Genomic DNA, 20,509 nt, shown 5'->3' on the forward strand with positions numbered 1-20,509 from the left:
GGCTAAGGACAAATGCGCCAGTAACCCATTTAGACAGTATTGCCCGAAAAATTACCGACGTTTTACTGAACAGTTTCCAGTAGGGAAAGAGCCTAGTCTCTTTTATTAACGGGCAAACCCTGGCCTTCGAATCGTCGTGAACCGGCTTGGCTCCACTATTACTTTTTAGCGATGAAAAACCCTTTTTGGATAGGTATGGCTGCGCTGGTCATCAGCGCATGGATCGCCCGCGGGCTGGTTACCAGCTCGCCGGCAGCCGATGTCAGACCCAATGTATTGTTCATCCTGACCGACGACCAGGGCTGGGGCGACCTGAGCCTGCATGGCAATCGGTTTGTGGAAACGCCCAACCTCGACCGGCTAGCCCGCAGCGGAGCCCAGTTCGAGCGCTTTTTCGTGAGCCCGCTTTGTGCCCCCACCCGCGCCAGCCTGCTCACGGGCCGCTACCACCTCCGCACGGGTACGGTTTCGGTCACCCAGGGCTGGGAACGCATGCGTAGCGCGGAACTAACCCTGGGTGAGGTGTTCCGCCAGAACGGCTATGCCACCGGCTGTTTTGGCAAATGGCACAATGGTGAACATGCACCCGAAGATCCCAACTCTCAGGGATTCGATGAGTTTCTGGGCTTTTGTGCGGGGCACTGGAATAATTACTTCGATACCGACTTGCAGCATAACGACCGTATGGTAGCCACCAAAGGATTTATTACCGACGTACTGACCGAGGCCGCGCTGAACTTTATCAGTAAGCACAAAGACCGGCCTTTTTTCTGTTATGTGCCCTTCAATGCCCCCCACAGCCCCCACCAGGTGGCTGACCGGTATTTCGATAAGTATAAGGCCAAAGGCCTCGACGATGAGCAAGCCAGTATCTACGGCATGGTTGAAAACGTAGACGATAACGTGGAGCGGCTGTTGGCAGGACTGGACCGGTTGGGTTTGGCCCAAAACACGATCGTTGTGTTTGCGACCGACAATGGTCCCAACGGTCACCGCTTCAATGGCGACATGAAGGGCATCAAAGGGTCGGTCGATGAAGGGGGCGTACGCGTACCGCTATTCGTGCGGTGGCCGGGAAAGATCCGTCCCCAAACCCGGATTCGACCTAACACGGCCCACATCGATCTACTGCCGACGCTGGTCGACTTGTGTGAGCTGCGCTTTATAGCCGCCAACCCGATCGATGGCCGCAGCCTGGCGGGCCTGTTGCTGGGTCAGACCGATACGCTGCCCGATCGCATGCTCTTCACGCACGTTGGCGGGATGAGTGCGGGCGGCCTTGCTACCGAGCCAGGGGCTGTTCGCACGGCTCAGTACCGGTTGGTACAACAACAGGAGCAGGTCCACTTGTACGATATGCTTGGCGATCCTTCGCAGTCGACGGATCTGGCCCCTGGGCAGCCCCAGCAGGTACAAACACTGCAAGCGGCTTACAAGCGCTGGTTCCGGGACGTGTCCCAAACGATAAGCCCTTCCCGGCCGGTGCCGGTGGCGGCACGACGGGTGCTTTTACAGGCGCCGGAATCCCATTTTTCGGGTAATGTACGCTATAAACAGGGCAATGGCTGGGCCAATGACTGGCTCATTAACTGGCAGTCACCCGCCGATTCAGTTTGGTGGGATGTGGCAGTAGAGCGGCCGGGGGTTTATGAGTTGAGCCTGCAATACACCGCTCGGGATGCTGCTCTTGGCACGCTACTGACCCTTAGTGCCGGAAATCAGACGCTGCAACAAACGATACAAACCAGTTTCGACCCGCCCCTAAATCCCAGCCCCGACCGGATTCCACGTAAAGAAGTGTACGAGAAGAGCTGGGCCTGGCTAAGGTTAGGAAAGCTCAAACTGCCTATGGGCAATCACCGGATTCTGCTGCAGGCAGGATCGGTTCCGAATGGTCAGGTGGCAGACGTAAAAGCGCTCTTGCTTACCGCCCCCGAGTAGTCTGCTGCCTGAAGCTTGATTAGACGTGTCTTGTCCTAGAAATAAACCGACGTTTAACTGAACGTTTTTGAAAGCTAATAACGACACGTTCAAATAATTGTGATCATTGCCCTTTTTATGAACGATAATAAATGAACAAAACTAGACAAATATACCACTGTTAGTTACATCATAAAGCTAATTATTAACTTGGCGATTGACGCAAAGACATTAACCAGAAATCAGGGACGCTATGTACTTCGCTATTAAATTAATACGGATTTGTACAAGCGTCACATAAGGACAATTTATCCTGACGGTTTTGAGTAAAAGAAGAGAATCGTCTAGTTAGATCCGTGGTTTTAATAACTGCCAACTATGACCCGCAGAATACGTATTTTAATCTTAATGCCCTTTAACCTGCCCATAGTAGCCTATAACTATAGGAGAAGAGTCGTTTAACTGCGCTGCTCCAACGTACCCAGAATTTTCTCCAAATGGGTTTTAAATATCCAGAATTACTGGATCACTAACTCGTTTCTAAAATAGGAAAGCAACCAACAGTCTTCTCTAAAAGAGCCTTAACAGTCTTTTCTCACGCATTTTAACTGTTACTCTTACAGTCATCACTTTCGGCACAGGGTTTGGCACATCTCTTTCGAACAAGAGAAATTACCAAAGTGAGTTTAACGCTACCTCGTTGTTTAGCTTTTGAAACTAATCAACTTAATCACTATCTGTAAAAGATATATGGAAACTATAACGCTGATTCCTGCGAATAGCCTTTTAACAGCTACACCAGAAGAAGGTCGACAACTAGCTATCAAAATGGCCCGATTAATTATCAAAGCGACTCAGCCAGATGCCCAGATTCGGGAAAAACTGCGGGATGTCTATGCCAACGATGCCATGATGCTCATTGCGATTGGACAAACCGTGGCAACTGAGTTTGCCACTATTGCAGCCGCTAACGACTACTGGCATGTCACCCGCTAATGAAAGGCCAATTAATGGCGGATTCTTAAACGAAACTAATTTTTTAACTGGCAAAAACAATGGACAAACGCCTAAAGATTGGCCACATCGACCCGGATTTCTATAAAATGCTTTCGGACATAGATACGCACATTGCGGGTTCCGGCCCAACGGTATCTCAACTGGATCTGCTCAAAATTCGGGCATCTCAACTGAATGGGTGCGCATATTGCATTCAATCGCATACCAAAGACGCTAGGGCGCATGGCGAAGCAGAAAAGCGCATTTACGCTCTGGACGCCTGGGAAGAAAGCCCTTACTTTTCGGATGAAGAACGGGCGCTGTTGGCGCTAACCGAAGAAGTGACGCTGATCCGCGAAAAACGGGTTTCTGACGACACCTATCAGCAGGCTATCGCTCTTTTTGGTGAACAACTAACGGCGCAACTCATCATGGCAATCATTAGTATAAACGCCTGGAATCGGATTGGTATAACTACCCGTATGACGCCAATTTAACGTGAGTAAATTACGTGAGTCGCGGCTGCGTAGCAATATGATGTTTATTTATCTTACGTGGTTAAATATGTTTAAAACAGTTGCAGGCATCGCTCGGAGTATTCCGGAAGATGCCTGCAACTGTTTTCGGTCAACATAACAGCTATATTCAGAAGGTATGGGCCCGACTAATCAATGTATTTCTCATAGGTAGGTTTGAAGCCAGCCAGATAAGCCACCGGAGAAAGGAGTATGAAAATAAACTTTTGGCACACAAAGGGCCAACGGGTTAGTCTGAAGACATTCGAAAAACAATTCGCTGTCAGGGCAGTCTGGAGAATTCGGGGAATAGGCTGACGGCTGATCGTTTCGACACCTGCTAATGCGGCTATTGTTTCCAGCAGGTGCTCCGTATTTAAGGCAGGGCGTACCCGGCAGTTGATGGTTGTTGGTTGAGTGGATCGGTTCCACAGTGCATGTGGCCGATTAGCTTCAATAAACAGTTTCTCTCCCGCTTTCAGCTGCCTGTACTGGCCGTTGATCAGAACGGTAAGCTCCCCCGATAATACATCCAGATCCAGCGTTTGGTGAGGGAGAGAATAGCGTAGTTCGGGCTGACGCTGCGGCTGAAAAGTAGCGATCATACCCAGGAATTGCCCCGCAGTGTCTTTAGCCGTGTGCAGAAACGTAATTACCTGACCTGTTTTGGGATTTCGAATTACTTTGTTCCGATAGGCCATATTCGTCTGGTTTTAACGTCTGACACCCATCGTATAACAAGCCACATGCCAGAACCTGTTTCAGTCACGCCCTTGAAACACTATGTCATCCGTTGGCTTTCTTCAGAAACTCAGACTATTGCTCAGCCTGGGCTACTTCCCGATATCAAATGAGCTGAGTTCGTGTTTTTGGGGAGAAATTCAATGCTTTGGCTCTGCACTTCGGCAGGGGTTGTTTCCGTAAAACAGCTTCTGTCTGCAAGCTTCCTCCAGATGCGTCGTACTTCATTACGGATTTGTCTGACTACTCCAGATATACTGGATTGAACAAGCTGACCTGTTTTTGCCATTACATTCGTTTGCCGGTTTAAAAGGCCGTTATTAATCTTTAAAAGGGAGATATTGGTTGAAGTTAGTTTTTCGTGGCCTTCGGCACAGGGTTTGGTAAAGGGTGCTTGAACCATAACTAATCAATTATATGCAACCTCTTTCGTGTTCACCAAACAACTCAACCGGCGCAAGCTATAGCCTTAAAAGCAGCCGGTTCAATGGGGCTCTGTTGATGACTGTGCTCGTATCTAGCATACTGCCCGCAGCTCATGCTCAGGACGGAAATGCCGGTATCAAATCCACTACAAAAGCCACGCCCATTCAGGTCGTTGATATGTTTCATACGGCTTTTGGCAAAAATGGCGGGCGGGCCGTGCATGCCAAGGGCTTCATTCTGGAAGGTAGTTTTACACCCGCACTCGAAGCCCGTACGCTGACAAAAGCAGCCCATTTAAAAAGTGGTACACTACCGGTTCTCGTTCGATTCTCTAACTTCACGGGAATTCCCGATATCCCCGATACGGTAGGAGCTTCCCACCCACGGGGCATGGCGATCAAGTTTCAGATGCCGGAGAATCAATCGACCGACATTATCTTCCATAGTTTCAACGGCTTCCCGGTATCCACAACGGACGAGTTTAAAGTCATGCTGGAAGCTATTGGTGCCAATAGGGAAGGAAATCCGGCCCCACTGAACCAGTTTCTGGCGACGCATCCTGTCGCGAAAACTTTTTTGACAACGCAAAAGCCATTCACGCCAAGCTGGGGTACGCTGGCCTATTTTGGGGTCAATTCCTTTAAGTTCACGAACCAGGCGGGCCAATCGCAATTTGTTCGTTATCAGATTATTCCCGAAGCTGGTGAACAGTTCCTGACGGCTCAGCAGGTTGCCACCTTAGGCCCCAATTACTTACAGGAAGAAATTAAGGAGCGGGTGGCTAAGAAACCAGTCGTGTTTAAGCTGTATGCCCAGATTGCCCAGAAAGGCGATAAGATCGAAGACCCTTCCATTGCCTGGCCCGATAGCCGAAAGCGTGTTCTGCTCGGAACGGTGACAATAACTAAAGTAGCCGCGAACACGGTGGCGGAGGATAAAACACTGTTTTTCAACCCCAACAACGTACCCGAAGGGATCAACATCGCCGACCCAATGCTGCTGGACCGGGCACGCGCGTACCCTATTTCGGTAGGTGGGCGGCAGGGGGCGTTTGAGGTGCATTGACTGTCGCTCCGTCAACTGTTGCCAGACGACGTATAAAAGTCCGAATTCACAGTAAACTCTTTAGGGATATGCGAACCGTATTGATTACCGGGGCAACCTCAGGTATTGGGTTGAGTATTGCCAACAAACTTCATAAAAACGGCTTTGCCGTGTTTGGTACCAGTCGTTTTCCGGAGCAGCATCAACACAAGGTTGCCTTTGAGCTGTTGCCCCTGGACATCACATCCGAAGAGTCGATAAAAAACTGCATAGCTGCCTTATCGGTCAGGACGGTGGTGATCGACGTGTTGATAAATAACGCAGGAAATGACCTGAATGGAAGTGCCGAAGAAACCAGCTCGACATTAGCCCGCCAGCAGTTTGAGATTAACTTTTGGGGAACGGTCAACATGACAAAAGCCGTCCTGCCGTTAATGAGAGACCAAAAAAGTGGCCAGATTATCACTATTGGCTCCCTGGCCGGACTGGTTGGGATTCCGTTTCAAAGCTTTTACGTAGCCTCGAAACATGCGCTGGAAGGTTTTTTTAAGTCGTTGCGGTTCGAGGTGAAACCGTTCAATATTCGTATCTCAGTGGTTGAGCCCGCTTTTTTCAAGACCAACCTGGTACAGGGGTTTTCGTACGCTGAACCAACCATTCCCGCCTATACGAAAGACCGGGAAAACGCTTTATCGGTCTATTCGAATTCGATAAAGAACGGCCCCTCGCCGGAGCCGGTAGCGGATGTTGTGCTAAAAATACTTCGGACTACCAGGCCACAGTTTAGCTATCGGGTTGGTAGCGATGCTAAAACACTCCCTGTCATACAATTTCTATCGTATCCCTTATATGAGTGGGGGGCGGCAAGAAGATTTAACATTTAAAAACACACAAGATGTATGAAAACCTTACTTATCTCCCTCCTCCTGACCTGTGCCATGCTGGCTACGCATACCGCCTGTACTAATGATGATGACCCGGCACCGGCACACACATTTGTGCTCGTACACGGTGCCTGGCAGGCTCCCTATGCCTGGCAGTACGTTAAGAGCCAACTGGAACAAAAAGGCCAGAAGGTAGTCGTGGTGGAACTGCCCGGTCATGGTGCCGATAAAACGCCCCCGGCTACTTTAACAATGGATGTTTATCGGGATAAAGTTATCTCCGCCATTAACGGTATACAGGGGAACGTCATTTTAGTGGGCCATAGTATGGGCGGGGTGGTGGTGACCGCAACGGCCGAGAAGATCCCGACCCGGATTGATAAACTGGTCTATATTGGTGCGTTCTTTCCCGCCAGCGGACAGTCGCTGCTGGCGTTGGCCCAGACAGACAGCACGTCACTGCTTGGGCCTGCCCTGATTCCGTCAGCCGACAATCTGACGCTGGGAATCAAGCCGGAAAGCTTAATCCCGATTTTTATTCAGGATGGATCGGACGCGGTGAAAAAACTGGTTGTCGGCAATTACCAGCCCGAACCGGCTATTCCTTTTACCAATCCCGTTACGCTGACCGCTGCCAATTTTGGAAAAGTAGATAAGTATTACGTGCATACAGCGCAGGATCATGCCGTCGGCTTGCCGCTGCAAAAGCGTATGGTGGCAGCGGCCGGTATCAAAAAAACATACACGCTCAACAGTAGCCACTGTCCGTTTCTCTCGATGCCCGATCAGGTGACCACTGTGCTGATGAACATTGCCAACTAGGTGTCAAAATTGAGTTCAATGAATTACGTATATGCTATGGCGTTAGAGACTAGCCAATCATTAAATCATTCACTAAATACATTTCTACAAACATGGACGCAAGCAAAAAACGACCGATTCTCTTTATTACGGGTGCCTTTGTCGGCAACAACTGTTGGGACGAATGGATCTCGTTCTTCTGCGCAAAAGGATATGCCTGCAGTGCACCGCCCTGGCCCTATAAGGATGCTTCGCCAGCCGAGCTCCGAAGCCGTCAGCCCGACCCGGATATTGCCTCCATCCGGCTGGCTCAGCTGACCGATCATTACGCCGAAATAGCCAATCGCTATACCGAAAAGCCCATCCTCATTGGTCACTCGATAGGCGGCCTGATGGTTCAGCTATTACTACAGCGGGATTTGGGAACCGCTGGCGTAGCCATTCACCCCGTTGCTCCACAAGGGCTTTTAACGTTTGAGCTATCGTTTTACAAATCGACCTGGCACCCGCTGGGCTTGTTTACCGATTCGGACGAAAGCTATTTGATGTCGTTCGAGGATTGGCAGTACATCTTTACCAACGGGATGCCCTACGAGGCCCAGCGCGAAGCCTATGACAGATTTGTGGTTCCGGAATCGAAGAAAGTATCGAGGGATGGCCTGACAGAAGCGGCTCATATTGATTTCGCCAAATACCACCCCCCGTTATTGATCACCTCGGGTAGCACCGACCACATTATTCCTGCATCACTGAATCATACCAATTATATGAAGTACAAAGACAGTCGCTCCATCACCGATTACAAGGAATTTGAGGGGCGTAATCACTTTGTGTTGGGCCAGCCAACCTGGCGCGAAGATGCCGACTATATCCTGAATTGGCTGGAAAGTACAACGGTGTAGTTCGATGAGTTCGGTAGTCAGACTACTCGTAAAAGGCCTTTAACAAGTAAAATCATGATGTCCTATACAGCGTTAAACAAACAATTCATCAACGGCCAGTGGACAGATGGCCGGGCTGAAGAGACGATCGATAACCTCAATCCATTTACGGAGGAGGTTATCCATTCGTTGCCATCAGCCGCCATCAGTGATGTCGATACCGCTTTTCAGGCAGCCAAAAACGCGTCGGCTGCCTGGGCATCCAGTAACCCCCTGTTTCGCCGGGATTTGCTGCTAAATGCCGCCCGGCTCATTTCCGAACGGCAGGATGAGTTCATCGACTGGCTGACTAAAGAAGCAGGCAGTACCTATATCAAAGGTATCATTGAAGTACAACAGGCGCATGACATTCTGGTGGAAGCGGCCTCATTTCCCACCCGGATGCACGGCCGGACAATGGCGTCGACCATTGACGGAAAAGAATCGTATGTATACTGTAAGCCATGGGGTGTGGTAAGCCTGATTAGCCCCTGGAATTTTCCGTTATACCTCTCCATGCGTACTATTGCACCCGCGCTGGCGGTTGGTAACACGATGGTCGTTAAGCCTTCGGTGGAGTCGTTGGTGACGGGTGGAACGATCATCGCCAAACTGTTCGACGAAGCGGGGTTCCCGACCGGGGTCTTCAACGTGGTGGTGGGGAAATCGAATGTAATCGGCGACTATTTCACCGGTCATCCGGTGTCTAAATTTGTTTCGTTTACCGGCTCAACGCCGGTAGGGAAAGGTATTGGTCGAATTGCCGGCGAATCGGTTAAAAAATCGGCACTCGAACTGGGCGGTAACAATGCGTTCATTGTGCTAAACGATGCCGACGTTGAACAGGCTGTTGCGGGTGCCATATTTGGGAAGTTTCTGCACCAGGGGCAGGTGTGCATGGCCACGAACCGAATTCTGGTCCATGAGTCGATCTACGAAGAGTTCAAGAACAAGTTTGTAGCCCATGCCCGAACATTACCTTATGGTGATCCGGCCGACAAACAAACGGTTATCGGGCCGGTAATCGACAGAAAAGCGGTTAAGCGCATTCTGGGAATGATTGACGAGTCGGTTAAAATGGGGGCTGTCGTTGAAACCGGGAATCAGGCATCAGGCAATGTCATACAACCTACGGTACTGTCGAACGTAACGGTCGATATGCCCATCTTTAAAGATGAAATCTTTGGCCCAGCGGTAAGTATCATGCCGTTCAAAACCGATGAAGAAGCCATTGTACTGGCGAATGCCACAGAATACGGCCTAAGCGGTGCCGTACATACGCGGGACATTTACCGGGGTATGAAGCTGGCCCGGCGGGTCGAAACGGGTATGATCCACATCAACGACCAGTCAGATAATGACGAAGTCCATTCACCCTTTGGTGGCGAAAAGTCATCGGGTACGGGGCGTTTTGGCGGAGACTTCATGCTGGAAGAAATGACTACCGTGCAGTGGGTCAGTGTCGCGCACGAAACCCGCCAGTATCCCTTTTAACGTTTACCAGAAAGGGGTTAAAACAGGGTAACTCATTATACAGCATGAATCAGTCCCCGGTCAATCCTATCCGCTGTAAACAGTAAGCTTATCTGAACACCGTCGTTTTGATCGATTTGGAGGGTGCCCCTCAATTGTTTACTCAGTCCCCGGATCAGGCTCATGCCCAGCGTTCGACTTCGGTTCGGGTTTAGATCGGCAGGTAAGCCAATCCCATTATCCCTGATCGTAAGCCTGTATGTTTTGCTATCAGGTTTTAGTAACGTAATGGCGATAAATCCGTTCTGTCCTGAAGGGAAAGCGTGTTTTAATGAGTTGGTGACCGCTTCATTTATAATCAGACCCAGCGGAACGGCCAGCGTTATGTCTAACCCAATGGGGGCTACTTCAATCTGCTTTCGGACAGTATCCTGACGGTCAAAGCTTGTGATCAGGTAGTCAACAATTTCGTCAATATACTCTGAGAGTTCAACGTTGGCGAGTTGATCGGATTGGTACAACTTCTGGTGAATCAGGGCCATGGCGTGTACCCGGTTCTGGCTTTCCCGGATGGCCGACTGGGCCGAATGGTCGGTCAGATACACGCCCTGAGAGTGAAGCAAGCTACTGATGATCTGGAGGTTATTCTTAACCCGGTGGTGGATCTCTTTTAACATCCACTCTTTCTCCGCCAAAAGGTGATCCTTTTCGGTGAGTACTTCCTGGAGAGAATCGTTTTTCAGGTTGATTTCCTGCTTTTGAGACTCAAGGAGTTGATTACTACGTTGTTTGAGCCGGAACCGATTGTAGCTAACGCCGAGCAGACTCACTAAAAGAATAGCACCAGCGATAAAGCCATAACGGGTTGTTTGTGCCCGCTTCAATTCGCTTTGCTGGCGCTGTTCTTTTTCGGTCAATAACTGAATTTGCTGTTCTTTTTTTTGGGTTTCATACTGAATCTCCATTTCGTTAATCTGCCTGCTTTTAACAGCGTTAAACATGGAGTCATTCAATGCTTTGTACTGCTGGTACTGGGCAATAGCGGAAACATAACGACCGGCCGCTGAATCTACTTTGAAGGTCATTAAATGCACTTCCATGAGGATATTGGCGGGTACCTGACCCTGTGGGGCCGACAGCAGTTTCTGCAAAAAGGGACTGGCTTTAGTAAACTGCTTCGTTGCCACATAAAATCGACCAATGCCCATATTGGCAACTTGGGCTACCCAGGACGCGGTTTTTTTGCTCCACTCAATGCTTTCTAAATAATAGGCTTCTGCCCGTTTGTATTGCTTGAGGGCGGCATAACACTCCCCAAAACTTTCGGCCATTGTCATTTTGTCATCAATGACAAGTGGCAGGTTTTTTTGGTCAATAGCTGTCAAAAATTGGAGTGCTTCCTTTGCTTTCCCCTGTTTGAGCAAAGCTCTAGCTAACTTTTTAGCCATTCCTGCATCGACAATCACCTGGCCTTTTTGCCTGCTGATGGCCAGCGACTTTTTATACGTGTCGATGCTTTTATTAATTTGCCCTAATTCAAAATAAACATTCCCCAACCTGAAATAGGCTTCATCGAGCTTACCCTTATTCCCATTTTCCTCCAAGTTCCTGACCATTTTCAGGGCGTAAAAGAGCGCGAATTTTAAATCTCCCCGATAGAAACCGATATTCGATAGCGCAAAGAACGTTTTGTAAATGCTTTTGTCGCCGATCGCTTTTTGGATCGTCAAGGTACGCATATACTCTTGTTCGGACTCCTTTAACTTACCCTGTATACTATGCAACTCACCTATGGCCGACCTTATGATAACTTCCTGTTGCCGATCGCCGACCTGAATCGTCAGGGCTAGTGCATGCGCATAAGCAGTTAAAATTTCCGTGTAATTCTCTTCTATCTTTACTAAATCAGCACCCAGTCTGAACCAGGCCTTGCCTTCCTGACCTACATTACCAGCTTGCTGATAGGCCTTGATCACCTGGGTGAAGTAGGATCTTCCTTGCGCCAGCTTGTTATGTCGAAAGTAGTAGGTACCTACCTGATATAGACTTTCCTCTTTCCATTTCTGATCGCCAAGCCGATTGCTGAGGGTTAACGCCTGCTCAAAAAGCAAAAGGGTACTGTCCAAATTCGCTTTGGTCTGAGAGGGCAGACCAAGCATGTACTTACCTAATTCCAATAACAGTTTTACCTGAGTTGTGTCGCTCCGGTTGCGGTTTAGCTGATGGCGAACACTGTCGAGTTGTGGAGCAGACAACTGAGCCTGGGCCGGTTGCGTAAGCAGGCACCAGATACTCAGAATAAGAAGCTGCTTCCTCGTTATCATCAACGAATCTACGATTGAGGGTGAATTATTGATTATAAAGAAACCTATGCCCGGAAACGGCTAATCGCTGCCGACCATTTCTTTAACTATTTTTTCTTCCGTAAACGTCAGGCTTATCTGAACACCGTCGCGCTGATCGATTTGCAAACGACCACCCAATTGCTTACTTAACCCCCGAATGAGACTCATGCCTAACGTCATGCTGCGGTTTGGGTTTATATCGGCGGGGAGCCCAATACCATTATCGTTAATTGTAAGCTGGTACGTTTGACTATCCAACTTTCTCAGGGCGACGCTAATAACGCCCGTCTGATTGAATGGAAAGGCGTGTTTCAGCGAATTGGTCACCACCTCGTTGATAATTAACCCGAGGGGTACAGCCAGCGTCACGTCCAGATCAACGGGAGTCAGAGAAATCTGCTTACGAACGGTACCTTCCCGATCGAACGATTGAATCAGGTAATCGACAATCTCCGTCACATAACCTACCATGGGAATAGCGGTGAGCTGATCGGATTGATATAACTTCTGATGAATCAGCGCCATCGCATGAACCCGGTTCTGGCTTTCCCGGATAGCCGACTGAGCGGCCTGGTCGGTCAGATACACACCCTGAGAATGGAGCAGGCTGGTGATGATCTGAAGATTATTTTTCACTCGATGATGAATCTCTTTCAGCATCCACTCTTTCTCAGTTAATAATTGTTTCTGACTGGCGAGGAGCGTTTCCAGCGCCTGGTTCTTCTGGTTAATTTCGTGTTGTTTCGTTTCGAGGAGCTGGTTGCTCTTCTGCTTGATCCGGTAGCGGTTATAACTCAACCCCAGCAAGCAAAGCAACAGAATCGAACAGATGAGGATCGTATTTCTGATCGTTCGGGCCTGGTCTAATTCACTGGCCTGCAAGTGGCTCTGTTTCTTGAGCAGGCTAATGTTCTGTTGATTTTCTTTCGTCTCGTATTGTATTTCCAACCGAGCAATCTGCTTTGCCTTGGTTTCGCTGAAAAGCGAATCATTCAACGCTTTATGAAGTCGAAAATGTTGAATGGCGGACAGATAGTTCCCCTGAGCTGAATCGACTTTAAAGAGCATGTAGTGGATGTCTTTCACCGTCGACAAGGCGTGTTTCTGGGGAGTAAAAGCCAGCGCTTTTTCCAGGAAGAGCCCCGCCTTTTTAATGTCCTGCTGCTCCAGGTAAAACTGGCCGACTTCTGCCTGAACTTTTTGCGACATCTCCGTATTTTGATGTGATTTTTCGTACCAGTCAATGGCTTCCAGATAGTAGCGCTCGGCAAGTGCAGACTGATGCAGGGATTGGTAACAGTTGGCCAGACTTTGCGCAATACACCCTTTTTGAACTTTATTGATCGGTGGTATTTCCCCAACTAAATTTTTCAGCAGGCTAATGGCTTCCACCGCTTTATGGTGGGCTGTCATGTCGCGGGCAATGATGCTGGCTACATTATACATGGGCAGGTCGGCCTGTTTTTCCTGCCGCCATTTCTGAAGTGCTTTTTTGTACCAGCTAATGGCCTGTTCCTGCTTTCCCAACTCCCAGTAGATCTGGGCCACATCACCATAAAACGTGGCTGCGAGTAAGGTGTCCCGAGTCCGGTTCATGCTCTCCAGACACTGAAACGAATAGCCCAGGGCTTTGCCATAATTACCTTTTAATCGGTTGATGTACGATAGCCAGCTGTAGGTATAATGGAGCTTGGGATAGCCAATAGCTTTGTACCGATTTAACACATTGACAAACTCATTATTGCCCAAATCCAGCTTTCCCTGATTGGTATGAAACGCGGCAATTTCACGAAGGATATAAATTTCAGACTCGTAATTCTTTAGTTCCCTATAAATAGAAGCCGCCTGCATGTAGCAAGCCACGACAACCGGGAAATTCTTGGTAATAAATACGGAACAGGCACCAAATCGGGTCAGCGCTTCAGCCTGCCCACTTTTGTCATTTGTTCGGATACAGTCGTTGATAAGTTCATTGAAAAGCAGTTTGCCCACCGTTGTATCCCTTAATTCCATGTGGGCAACCACCAGCATCGTCTCGGCCTCATGACGTTTGGCAGGTAAATTGAGTCTGGTACTTAATGCCTTTGCCTGATGCAGAAACCCTTGTGCGCTGTCTAAATCCGGTTTGACTTCACCGTACTTGAGTACATGAAACTTTCCCAACTCAATCAGGGCGTTGATGCGGTTGGTGTCGTTTGGGCTACCCGCCAACTGCTTCAGGTATTGATTCACCATTTGTCGATTAATGTTCTGGCCCGGACTCGACAGACTGGCCAACAGCAGGCCAGCCGCCAACACGTAGTTCCGTAGGAGACGCCTGAAAAGAAGCGAAATCGTAGTCCCATCAGACAAGACAGCCTCAGGTGACCCCATTGATAGTTGACGGTAATTGTATGTAGCGACTCGCTTCATGATCAATGACTATGCAGCATAGTCTTTTACGTATTCCTTATGCAATGTCAATCATATTTGCCAGAATGATATTAATATAAATTACTGATTAGAGCGCTGTTACCTGCTCTCTACAAACGGTTTCCTCCGAGAACACAAGCCGGACTTCAACTCCTTTACCATCATTCTGACGGATTTCCAGACGTCCCCCAATCTGCTTACTTAACCCACGCATCAGACTCATACCCAGCGTTCGGCTTTTCTGCGGGTTAAAGTCAGCCGGAAGGCCCGTTCCATCGTCACTTATTACCAGCAGGTAGTGATTTTCTTGCGCCGTTAATTCAACGCAGATGATCCCCCGATTGCCACCCATAAAGGCGTATTTGAGGGAGTTGGTCACTGCTTCGTTCAAAATTAAGCCAAGAGGGACCGCCAGCGTAACGTCCAGTTCGAGGGGTATTACGTTGATTCGTTTGCGAATGGTATCCTCCCGATCGAAGGACTTTATCAGATAGTCGACGATCTCCGCCACGTAACCAGCCATCGGAATAGCCGCCAGCCGATCCGACTGGTACAACTTCTGGTGAATCAGGGCCATGGCATGTACCCGGTTCTGACTTTCCCGTATGGCCGACTGTGCGGCTTCGTCCTTAAGGAAAACGCCCTGCGAATGGAGCAGACTGGTAATGATTTGTAGATTATTCTTAACCCGGTGATGGATTTCTTTGAGCATCCATTCCTTCTCGGTCAGTAGTTGTTGCTGTTCGGATAGCAGGGTCTCCAATGTGTGATTTTTTCGATTTATCTCACGCTGTTTAATTTCCAGAAGCTGATTGCTGCGTTGTTTTAGCCGATACCGATTATAACTTAATGCCAGTAGGCAAAGCAAGAGAGCTGACCCGCCCAGAATACCATTTCGAACGATTCGGGCCTGCTTTAGCTCCCCATCCTGCACTATTTTTTGTTTCTTCAGGAGTACTATATTCTGTTTGTTCTTTTGCGTCTCATACTGAACTTCCAACTGATTGAATTGATTGTTTTTCGTTTCGTTGAAGATGGAGTCATTCAGTGATTTATGCTGTCGAAAATGAGAAATGGCCGATTTGTAATCTCCGGTTGCCGAGTCGATTTTAAACAGTATAAAGTGAATGTCCTTGAGCAGGGAAAGTGAATTTTTCTTTGTCGAATCAACTAGCAAAGGCCTTACATAAAAATTGGCTCTTTTAAACTGGTTACGTTCTAGGTAAAACCGGCCAACTTCCATCTGGGCCTTTCGCGACATTTCAAAATCATGATTGGCCTCTATGTACCACCGCATTGCCTCCAGGTAGTATTTTTCGGCTAACTTATCATCCTTCAACGCATCATAGCTGTAGGCGAAACTCTGTGCTACCGACCCTTTCTGGATGAAATTTATCGTTGGAATCTGAGTGACCAGTTCGTTGATCAGTTTGAGCGCTTCCTCTGGCTTCTGCTGTTTAATTAAATCCCGGACAATTATGTTGGCCGCATTGTACATCCCATAATTTGGTAACCCTTCCTGCCGCCATTTAGCCAGTGTTTTCCGGTACCATTCGTTGCTCTGCCGATACCTGCCCAACTCAAAATACATTTGGGCTAGATTGCCGTAAAAACTGGCTGCTGATATGGTGTCGCCCGTCCGGTTCATGCTATCAATGCATTGCAGCGAGTAAAAAAGGCTCTTGTTAAAATCACCTTTTAGGCGGTTAATGGTCGATAACCAATTGTAGGTGTAATGAAGTCTTGGATAACCGATAGCTTTGTAGCGTTTCAGGATCGTCTGGAACTCCCGCTCAGCCAAATCCAACTGTCCCAGATTTGTATGGAGACCCGCGATTTCGTGCAGGATCAGCAGTTCCTGTTTCTGGTTATGGAGCGACCGGTAGATGGCAATGGCCCGGTTATAATTGTCAAAAATCTCGGGAAACTTCTTCGTCGTGAAAGAAATACAGTAGCCCAGACGAAAACGGGCGTTGGCTTCGGATGCCCGGTCGCCCGTTCGTCGGCAGTCAGCGATCAACCGGTCAAACAGCGCATACGCCTGCTGGCTGTTGGCTGCCTCTAGATAATTAGCCACTCTTACCGCGTCTATTTCATGCTGCCACGTCAACTGGTGCAATGAATCGCTTAGGTGCCTGGCCCGGTTGAGGTAGGACAGACTGCTGTCCAGATCTGCAGGCACATTGCCCGGTTTAAAAAGCTGATACTTGCCCAGCTCGAACAGGATTCTTATTCGGCCTGTGTCTGCCTTACTTTGGGTTAACTGAACCAGCAGTTGATTCGCCATCTTCCGGCTTATGTTTTGTGCGTGGGCGGGTAGAGAACCCCAAAGCAAACCAAAAAACAGGCAAATATTGGCCCTTACAAACGGAGATGCATAACTAAACAGGAGTGATCGTGCTGAGCCAATCGACCTTACGACTGATTGACTAAACGGGAAAAAGGTTACTGACGCTATCATGATCAATTGGCTTCAATGCATTTGGCGTGTGAGCAGTTGCTCACGACCGCCGACGGCTGTAAACGCTTGCTATCCACTCTACAAAAATGGCTCCGAATCGGGATGGCTTTAGTCAGGTCGGAAAAGACCTGCTTAGCTGTTTCCGCAAGGTCGCGAACTCTAAAAAAAATGGAGTTGTAGGGAAAAAGCGTCTATTCTTTTGGAGTTTCTCTTAACTAATTTACGTCTACAGGTCAGGCTTTTATGAGGTATATCGCGCGCTGGGCCTTGCGTTGGCCATTTTCTGCCACGTAGCATCAATGGCGGTTTCGTGGCACAGGAGTTGACATGCTTTACGCAGGAATCGTCCTGGATTTCACCCAACCGCAATCTCTATGAAACTTCTTATCAGAAACTTCTTTTTTGATCACCCTTTCTCTTCGCTCCCGTTTATGAATTCGATAACAACCAATTCCTTTGCTGACAGGGGAGGGCCGACACCTACGGTCGAGCTGACCGAGTTTGGCGACTTTACCGGTGCCCAGTGCCGCCGGAGCCGGCCTTTACTCGCGTCGATATTAAAGGCGTTCGATGGTCGGGTTCGGTATAGCTATCGCCATTTCCCCAACGACCAAAGCGAAGCCTCGAAAATGGCAGCTTTAGCGGCTGAAGCCGCCCGTCGGCAAGGGCAATTCTGGCTCATGTATCAGGCCTTGTTTACCCAGCCCACCATCAATCGCTCATCACTTTCGACGCTTGCCATTTCGCTCGGGTTGCACTACCATCAGTTTCTAAACGATCTGGATGATGAAGAACTGTATCATCGAATTGACGCCGACCGACGCGAAGGACAGCAGCTTGGCGTCATGACAACGCCTACGTTTTTCGTTAATGGACAACGGTTTTACGGAAAGCTAACACAGGCCCGTTTAGCGCCAATTGTTCACGCTCAGGTAAGTCAGTACGCTCAACCCGTGCTTAGCAAAGTGGATGTTGCCAATGGCATGATCTACTGGGGACGAGGTGAATGAATCCATAAAAAATGATAAGAGTTTACGGTGAATCCGTCAGTCGGGATCAGTCTGAGAATGATTAGGATCAACGGAAAGCGTTTTGCGAATGCCCAGTTTATCCATCCGGTACTCCAGCGTTGTTGGTTTGAGGTTGAGGAGTTCAGCCGCCCCATTGCTGCCCCGGATGCGGCCATTGGTGCGCTTAAGCACCGCCAGAATATAGTCGCGTTCCGTTTGCTGCTGAATCTGTTTTATGTCATTCAGGTCTTTTGGCGGGGAATTGGTCGATTGACTGGAATCACGACTGTCATTCTCCGGGGATAAGGTAGGTCTACTGAATAGAAATAGATTACTTACCAAAGGCCGACCCAATTCGAGGGGTGTCTGCCCATCGTTAAGAATTACGGCCTGCTCCATGACGTTCTCCAGTTCCCGAATGTTGCCCGGCCAGGGGTAGTTAACCAGTTCATCGAGTACTTGGGGATTGATCCCCCGAAAGGATTTTCCCATTTTTCGGGCTGATTTTCGGGCGAAGAAGTTAGCCAGTAACGGAATATCCCCGGCTCGTTCGCGCAAGGCGGGTAAGGTAATGGGGAAGGTGGCGAGTCGGAAGTAAAGGTCCATCCGGAAGCGCCCTTCGGCTACTTCTTTTTCCAGATTGCGGTTTGTGGCGGCGATGATCCGCACATCGGTTTTGATTGGCGTTTTGCCACCGATTCGTTCTATTTCCTTTTCCTGCAAAACCCGTAAAAGCTTGGCCTGTAACTCCAGGGGCAACTCCCCAATCTCATCCAGGAAAATGGTGCCCTCCTGGGCCAGTTCAAACTTGCCAATTCGTTTCTCGAAAGCACCCGTGAAAGCCCCTTTCTCATGGCCAAACAGTTCCGATTCAATGAGTGTGGCGGGGAGTGCGGCACAGTTTATCTTGACCAGAATCTTGCTCTTTCGGGGCGACAGGTTATGGATAGCTCTGGCAATCAGCTCTTTGCCGGTTCCGCTCTCGCCCAGGATCAACACTGTTGTATCGGTATAAGCAACCTGGTTGACCTGCTCAAAAACCCGTAGTAACGACTGACTACGGCCAATGATTTCTTCAAAATTGGCCGACGTTTTAACTTCCTCCTGAAGATAGTTCTTTTCGCGCTGGAGCTGTTCGCTAAGCCGGGCCACCTCCTCAAAAGCCAGCACACGCTCCAGCATCAGAACGATTGGCTGCTCTAACCGTTCCAGTAGTGTCAGGTGCGACGCACGATATACATCAGCTTTTCGGCTCAGGAATAGAATTACAAACGAGTTGTTGCCGCTCATCCGCAACGGCATGACCAGCCCTGACTGGAGCCGGAATGATTTGGCGAGCACCTGCCCATAGCGGTGGGCTTGACAAAAACCGTCGAAGGCTTCTTCGTTATAGCGGACAGGTTCCCGAAAGCGCATCCCGCTTTGCATCGCCAGCAGTTGGTCTGCGGCATAGCCCGTCATCGGTTGCAAATCGTTCAGAGTGAGGGTTTTATATTCGTCAAATCCGACCTGATAGAAATTATAGCTCTGATTGACACCGTTCTTCTGATACTGAATCGTCAGAAAGTCGAATGGGACATTAGGCTGCAGTAATCTGGCCGCGTTCAGTAGTTTATGTTCCCAACTTTCCGATGCTGACAAAGCATCGGTGAGGCCTATTTGCAACGCTTTTTCCTCCCGTAGTCTCATTTCAACGCTGTGGGCGTGACGATACCGGCTGATTTCCAGCGTTGTCAATATATCTTTTTCCCGAAACGGCTTCACAATGTAGCCACTGGGCTGCGTAGCTTTTACCTGTTCCAGGACACTTTTGTTGTCATTAGCCGAGATATAGATAAACGGAATACCCTTGTCTTCGAGCTGTTTGGCCAAGTCGATGCCGGTTTCTTTCCCTTTCAGATAAATGTCGAGCAAAACCATATCGGGCCTTTGCTGCGCTATGAGTGTCAGGGCTTCGGCCACAGAATCGGCTACCCCCAGAACAGGATACCCGGCAACGTGCAGAATCAACTCCAGATCATTGGCGATGATGTATTCATCTTCAACGATCAGAATTTGACAGGCTGAGGTAGAGGAAAGGGGAGGAGTGAGGTGTTGCTGCATAGCCTGAGAACATACGAGAAGAGTTGAATTCGAACTGCCTTGGTGGTGGCCTGACAAGAATTGCGCCCGTATCAGAGCAGAAAGTAAAGGTAACTACATAATCTCGGGCTAGTTGCTTCCTGTAAGCAAACAACCCAAAGGCCAGTCACTGTAGCAGGAAATACGGGTTTATAAACGGTAAATTTAATTTGCCGGTCTTCCTGACTTCGCGTAAAATTTACCCTTCATCTTAAGGTAACTACAGACTAACTGTAGAAAAATCCAGATTTACTGGAGTTCTCCAGTTGGCTGTAATTCGATCGGTAGCCATCGACCGAAAAGCGAATCGAAAAAGGCATTGATGGGGCAACGCTTATTGTTGACCGCCCTTATTAAGTCTTCCGTTTGAGCTATAGTAAACCCCAGAAATAATGGAGTAGTCTATTAAAAGTCTAACTAGTTTGGATTTTTGCGCTCCT

General features: G+C 48.8%; 14 protein-coding genes. 9 read left to right on the forward strand and 5 right to left on the reverse strand.

Annotation, left to right across the window (positions count from 1 at the left end; all coding sequences use genetic code 11):
- The first annotated feature begins 171 nt into the window (after nucleotides 1–171).
- From GJR95_RS32320 to GJR95_RS32330, 3 genes are all read left to right on the forward strand, one after another.
- The gene (locus tag GJR95_RS32320) at nucleotides 172–1,941 is read left to right on the forward strand and encodes an arylsulfatase (RefSeq protein WP_232540924.1); all 1,770 of its coding nucleotides are present in this window, start codon (nucleotides 172–174) and stop codon (nucleotides 1,939–1,941) included.
- Between the two features lie 729 nt (nucleotides 1,942–2,670).
- Nucleotides 2,671–2,916 (forward strand): hexameric tyrosine-coordinated heme protein, encoded by a 246-nt coding sequence (locus GJR95_RS32325; protein WP_162389794.1) that lies wholly within the window; start codon nucleotides 2,671–2,673, stop codon nucleotides 2,914–2,916.
- Nucleotides 2,917–2,975: 59 nt separating this feature from the next.
- Entirely contained in the window at nucleotides 2,976–3,413 is a 438-nt protein-coding gene (locus GJR95_RS32330) for a carboxymuconolactone decarboxylase family protein (protein WP_162389795.1), read from the forward strand.
- Nucleotides 3,414–3,580: 167 nt separating this feature from the next.
- Here GJR95_RS32330 and GJR95_RS32335 read toward each other — a convergent pair whose 3' ends face one another.
- The gene (locus tag GJR95_RS32335) at nucleotides 3,581–4,132 is read right to left on the reverse strand and encodes a cupin domain-containing protein (RefSeq protein WP_162389796.1); all 552 of its coding nucleotides are present in this window, start codon (nucleotides 4,130–4,132) and stop codon (nucleotides 3,581–3,583) included.
- 457 nt (nucleotides 4,133–4,589) lie between these two features.
- Between GJR95_RS32335 and GJR95_RS32340 the strand changes: the two genes are divergently transcribed.
- The 5 genes from GJR95_RS32340 to GJR95_RS32360 all read left to right on the forward strand — a co-directional run bounded on the left by GJR95_RS32340 (nucleotide 4,590) and on the right by GJR95_RS32360 (nucleotide 9,741).
- Nucleotides 4,590–5,663 (forward strand): catalase family peroxidase, encoded by a 1,074-nt coding sequence (locus GJR95_RS32340; RefSeq protein ID WP_232540925.1) that lies wholly within the window; start codon nucleotides 4,590–4,592, stop codon nucleotides 5,661–5,663.
- 68 nt (nucleotides 5,664–5,731) lie between these two features.
- Nucleotides 5,732–6,526 (forward strand): SDR family oxidoreductase, encoded by a 795-nt coding sequence (locus GJR95_RS32345; RefSeq protein WP_162389797.1) that lies wholly within the window; start codon nucleotides 5,732–5,734, stop codon nucleotides 6,524–6,526.
- Nucleotides 6,527–6,541: 15 nt separating this feature from the next.
- Nucleotides 6,542–7,348, forward strand: coding sequence for an alpha/beta fold hydrolase (locus GJR95_RS32350; RefSeq protein ID WP_162389798.1), 807 nt, complete (start codon nucleotides 6,542–6,544; stop codon nucleotides 7,346–7,348).
- 92 nt (nucleotides 7,349–7,440) lie between these two features.
- Nucleotides 7,441–8,229 carry an alpha/beta hydrolase gene (locus tag GJR95_RS32355; RefSeq protein WP_162389799.1) on the forward strand — a complete coding sequence of 263 codons (789 nt, stop codon included), beginning with the start codon at nucleotides 7,441–7,443 and terminating at the stop codon, nucleotides 8,227–8,229.
- A gap of 54 nt (nucleotides 8,230–8,283) precedes the next feature.
- Nucleotides 8,284–9,741 (forward strand): aldehyde dehydrogenase family protein, encoded by a 1,458-nt coding sequence (locus GJR95_RS32360; protein ID WP_162389800.1) that lies wholly within the window; start codon nucleotides 8,284–8,286, stop codon nucleotides 9,739–9,741.
- Nucleotides 9,742–9,776: 35 nt separating this feature from the next.
- Here GJR95_RS32360 and GJR95_RS32365 read toward each other — a convergent pair whose 3' ends face one another.
- From GJR95_RS32365 to GJR95_RS32375, 3 genes are all read right to left on the reverse strand, one after another.
- Nucleotides 9,777–12,044 (reverse strand): sensor histidine kinase, encoded by a 2,268-nt coding sequence (locus GJR95_RS32365; protein ID WP_162389801.1) that lies wholly within the window; start codon nucleotides 12,042–12,044, stop codon nucleotides 9,777–9,779.
- 60 nt (nucleotides 12,045–12,104) lie between these two features.
- Nucleotides 12,105–14,477 carry a tetratricopeptide repeat-containing sensor histidine kinase gene (locus tag GJR95_RS32370; protein WP_162389802.1) on the reverse strand — a complete coding sequence of 791 codons (2,373 nt, stop codon included), beginning with the start codon at nucleotides 14,475–14,477 and terminating at the stop codon, nucleotides 12,105–12,107.
- A gap of 88 nt (nucleotides 14,478–14,565) precedes the next feature.
- Nucleotides 14,566–16,938 carry a tetratricopeptide repeat-containing sensor histidine kinase gene (locus GJR95_RS32375; RefSeq protein WP_162389803.1) on the reverse strand — a complete coding sequence of 791 codons (2,373 nt, stop codon included), beginning with the start codon at nucleotides 16,936–16,938 and terminating at the stop codon, nucleotides 14,566–14,568.
- A gap of 374 nt (nucleotides 16,939–17,312) precedes the next feature.
- Between GJR95_RS32375 and GJR95_RS32380 the strand changes: the two genes are divergently transcribed.
- Nucleotides 17,313–17,948 carry a DsbA family protein gene (locus tag GJR95_RS32380; protein WP_232540926.1) on the forward strand — a complete coding sequence of 212 codons (636 nt, stop codon included), beginning with the start codon at nucleotides 17,313–17,315 and terminating at the stop codon, nucleotides 17,946–17,948.
- Between the two features lie 36 nt (nucleotides 17,949–17,984).
- Here GJR95_RS32380 and GJR95_RS32385 read toward each other — a convergent pair whose 3' ends face one another.
- Nucleotides 17,985–20,051: a sigma 54-interacting transcriptional regulator gene (locus GJR95_RS32385; RefSeq protein ID WP_232540927.1), complete on the reverse strand. Its 2,067-nt coding sequence runs from the start codon at nucleotides 20,049–20,051 to the stop codon at nucleotides 17,985–17,987.
- Between the last annotated feature and the right edge of the window lie 458 nt (nucleotides 20,052–20,509).

The organism is Spirosoma endbachense (assembly GCF_010233585.1).
In the GTDB taxonomy this organism is placed as follows: domain Bacteria; phylum Bacteroidota; class Bacteroidia; order Cytophagales; family Spirosomataceae; genus Spirosoma; species Spirosoma endbachense.

Coding starts and splice junctions, on each gene's coding strand:
- GJR95_RS32335 (WP_162389796.1), bottom strand. CDS start 4,132: ATGGCCTATCGGAACAAAGTAATTCGAAATCCCAAAACAGGTCAGGTA.
- GJR95_RS32320 (WP_232540924.1), top strand. CDS start 172: ATGAAAAACCCTTTTTGGATAGGTATGGCTGCGCTGGTCATCAGCGCA.
- GJR95_RS32380 (WP_232540926.1), top strand. CDS start 17,313: ATGAAACTTCTTATCAGAAACTTCTTTTTTGATCACCCTTTCTCTTCG.
- GJR95_RS32350 (WP_162389798.1), top strand. CDS start 6,542: ATGAAAACCTTACTTATCTCCCTCCTCCTGACCTGTGCCATGCTGGCT.
- GJR95_RS32330 (WP_162389795.1), top strand. CDS start 2,976: ATGGACAAACGCCTAAAGATTGGCCACATCGACCCGGATTTCTATAAA.
- GJR95_RS32360 (WP_162389800.1), top strand. CDS start 8,284: ATGATGTCCTATACAGCGTTAAACAAACAATTCATCAACGGCCAGTGG.
- GJR95_RS32325 (WP_162389794.1), top strand. CDS start 2,671: ATGGAAACTATAACGCTGATTCCTGCGAATAGCCTTTTAACAGCTACA.
- GJR95_RS32355 (WP_162389799.1), top strand. CDS start 7,441: ATGGACGCAAGCAAAAAACGACCGATTCTCTTTATTACGGGTGCCTTT.
- GJR95_RS32370 (WP_162389802.1), bottom strand. CDS start 14,477: ATGAAGCGAGTCGCTACATACAATTACCGTCAACTATCAATGGGGTCA.
- GJR95_RS32375 (WP_162389803.1), bottom strand. CDS start 16,938: ATGATAGCGTCAGTAACCTTTTTCCCGTTTAGTCAATCAGTCGTAAGG.
- GJR95_RS32365 (WP_162389801.1), bottom strand. CDS start 12,044: ATGATAACGAGGAAGCAGCTTCTTATTCTGAGTATCTGGTGCCTGCTT.
- GJR95_RS32385 (WP_232540927.1), bottom strand. CDS start 20,051: ATGCAGCAACACCTCACTCCTCCCCTTTCCTCTACCTCAGCCTGTCAA.
- GJR95_RS32345 (WP_162389797.1), top strand. CDS start 5,732: ATGCGAACCGTATTGATTACCGGGGCAACCTCAGGTATTGGGTTGAGT.
- GJR95_RS32340 (WP_232540925.1), top strand. CDS start 4,590: ATGCAACCTCTTTCGTGTTCACCAAACAACTCAACCGGCGCAAGCTAT.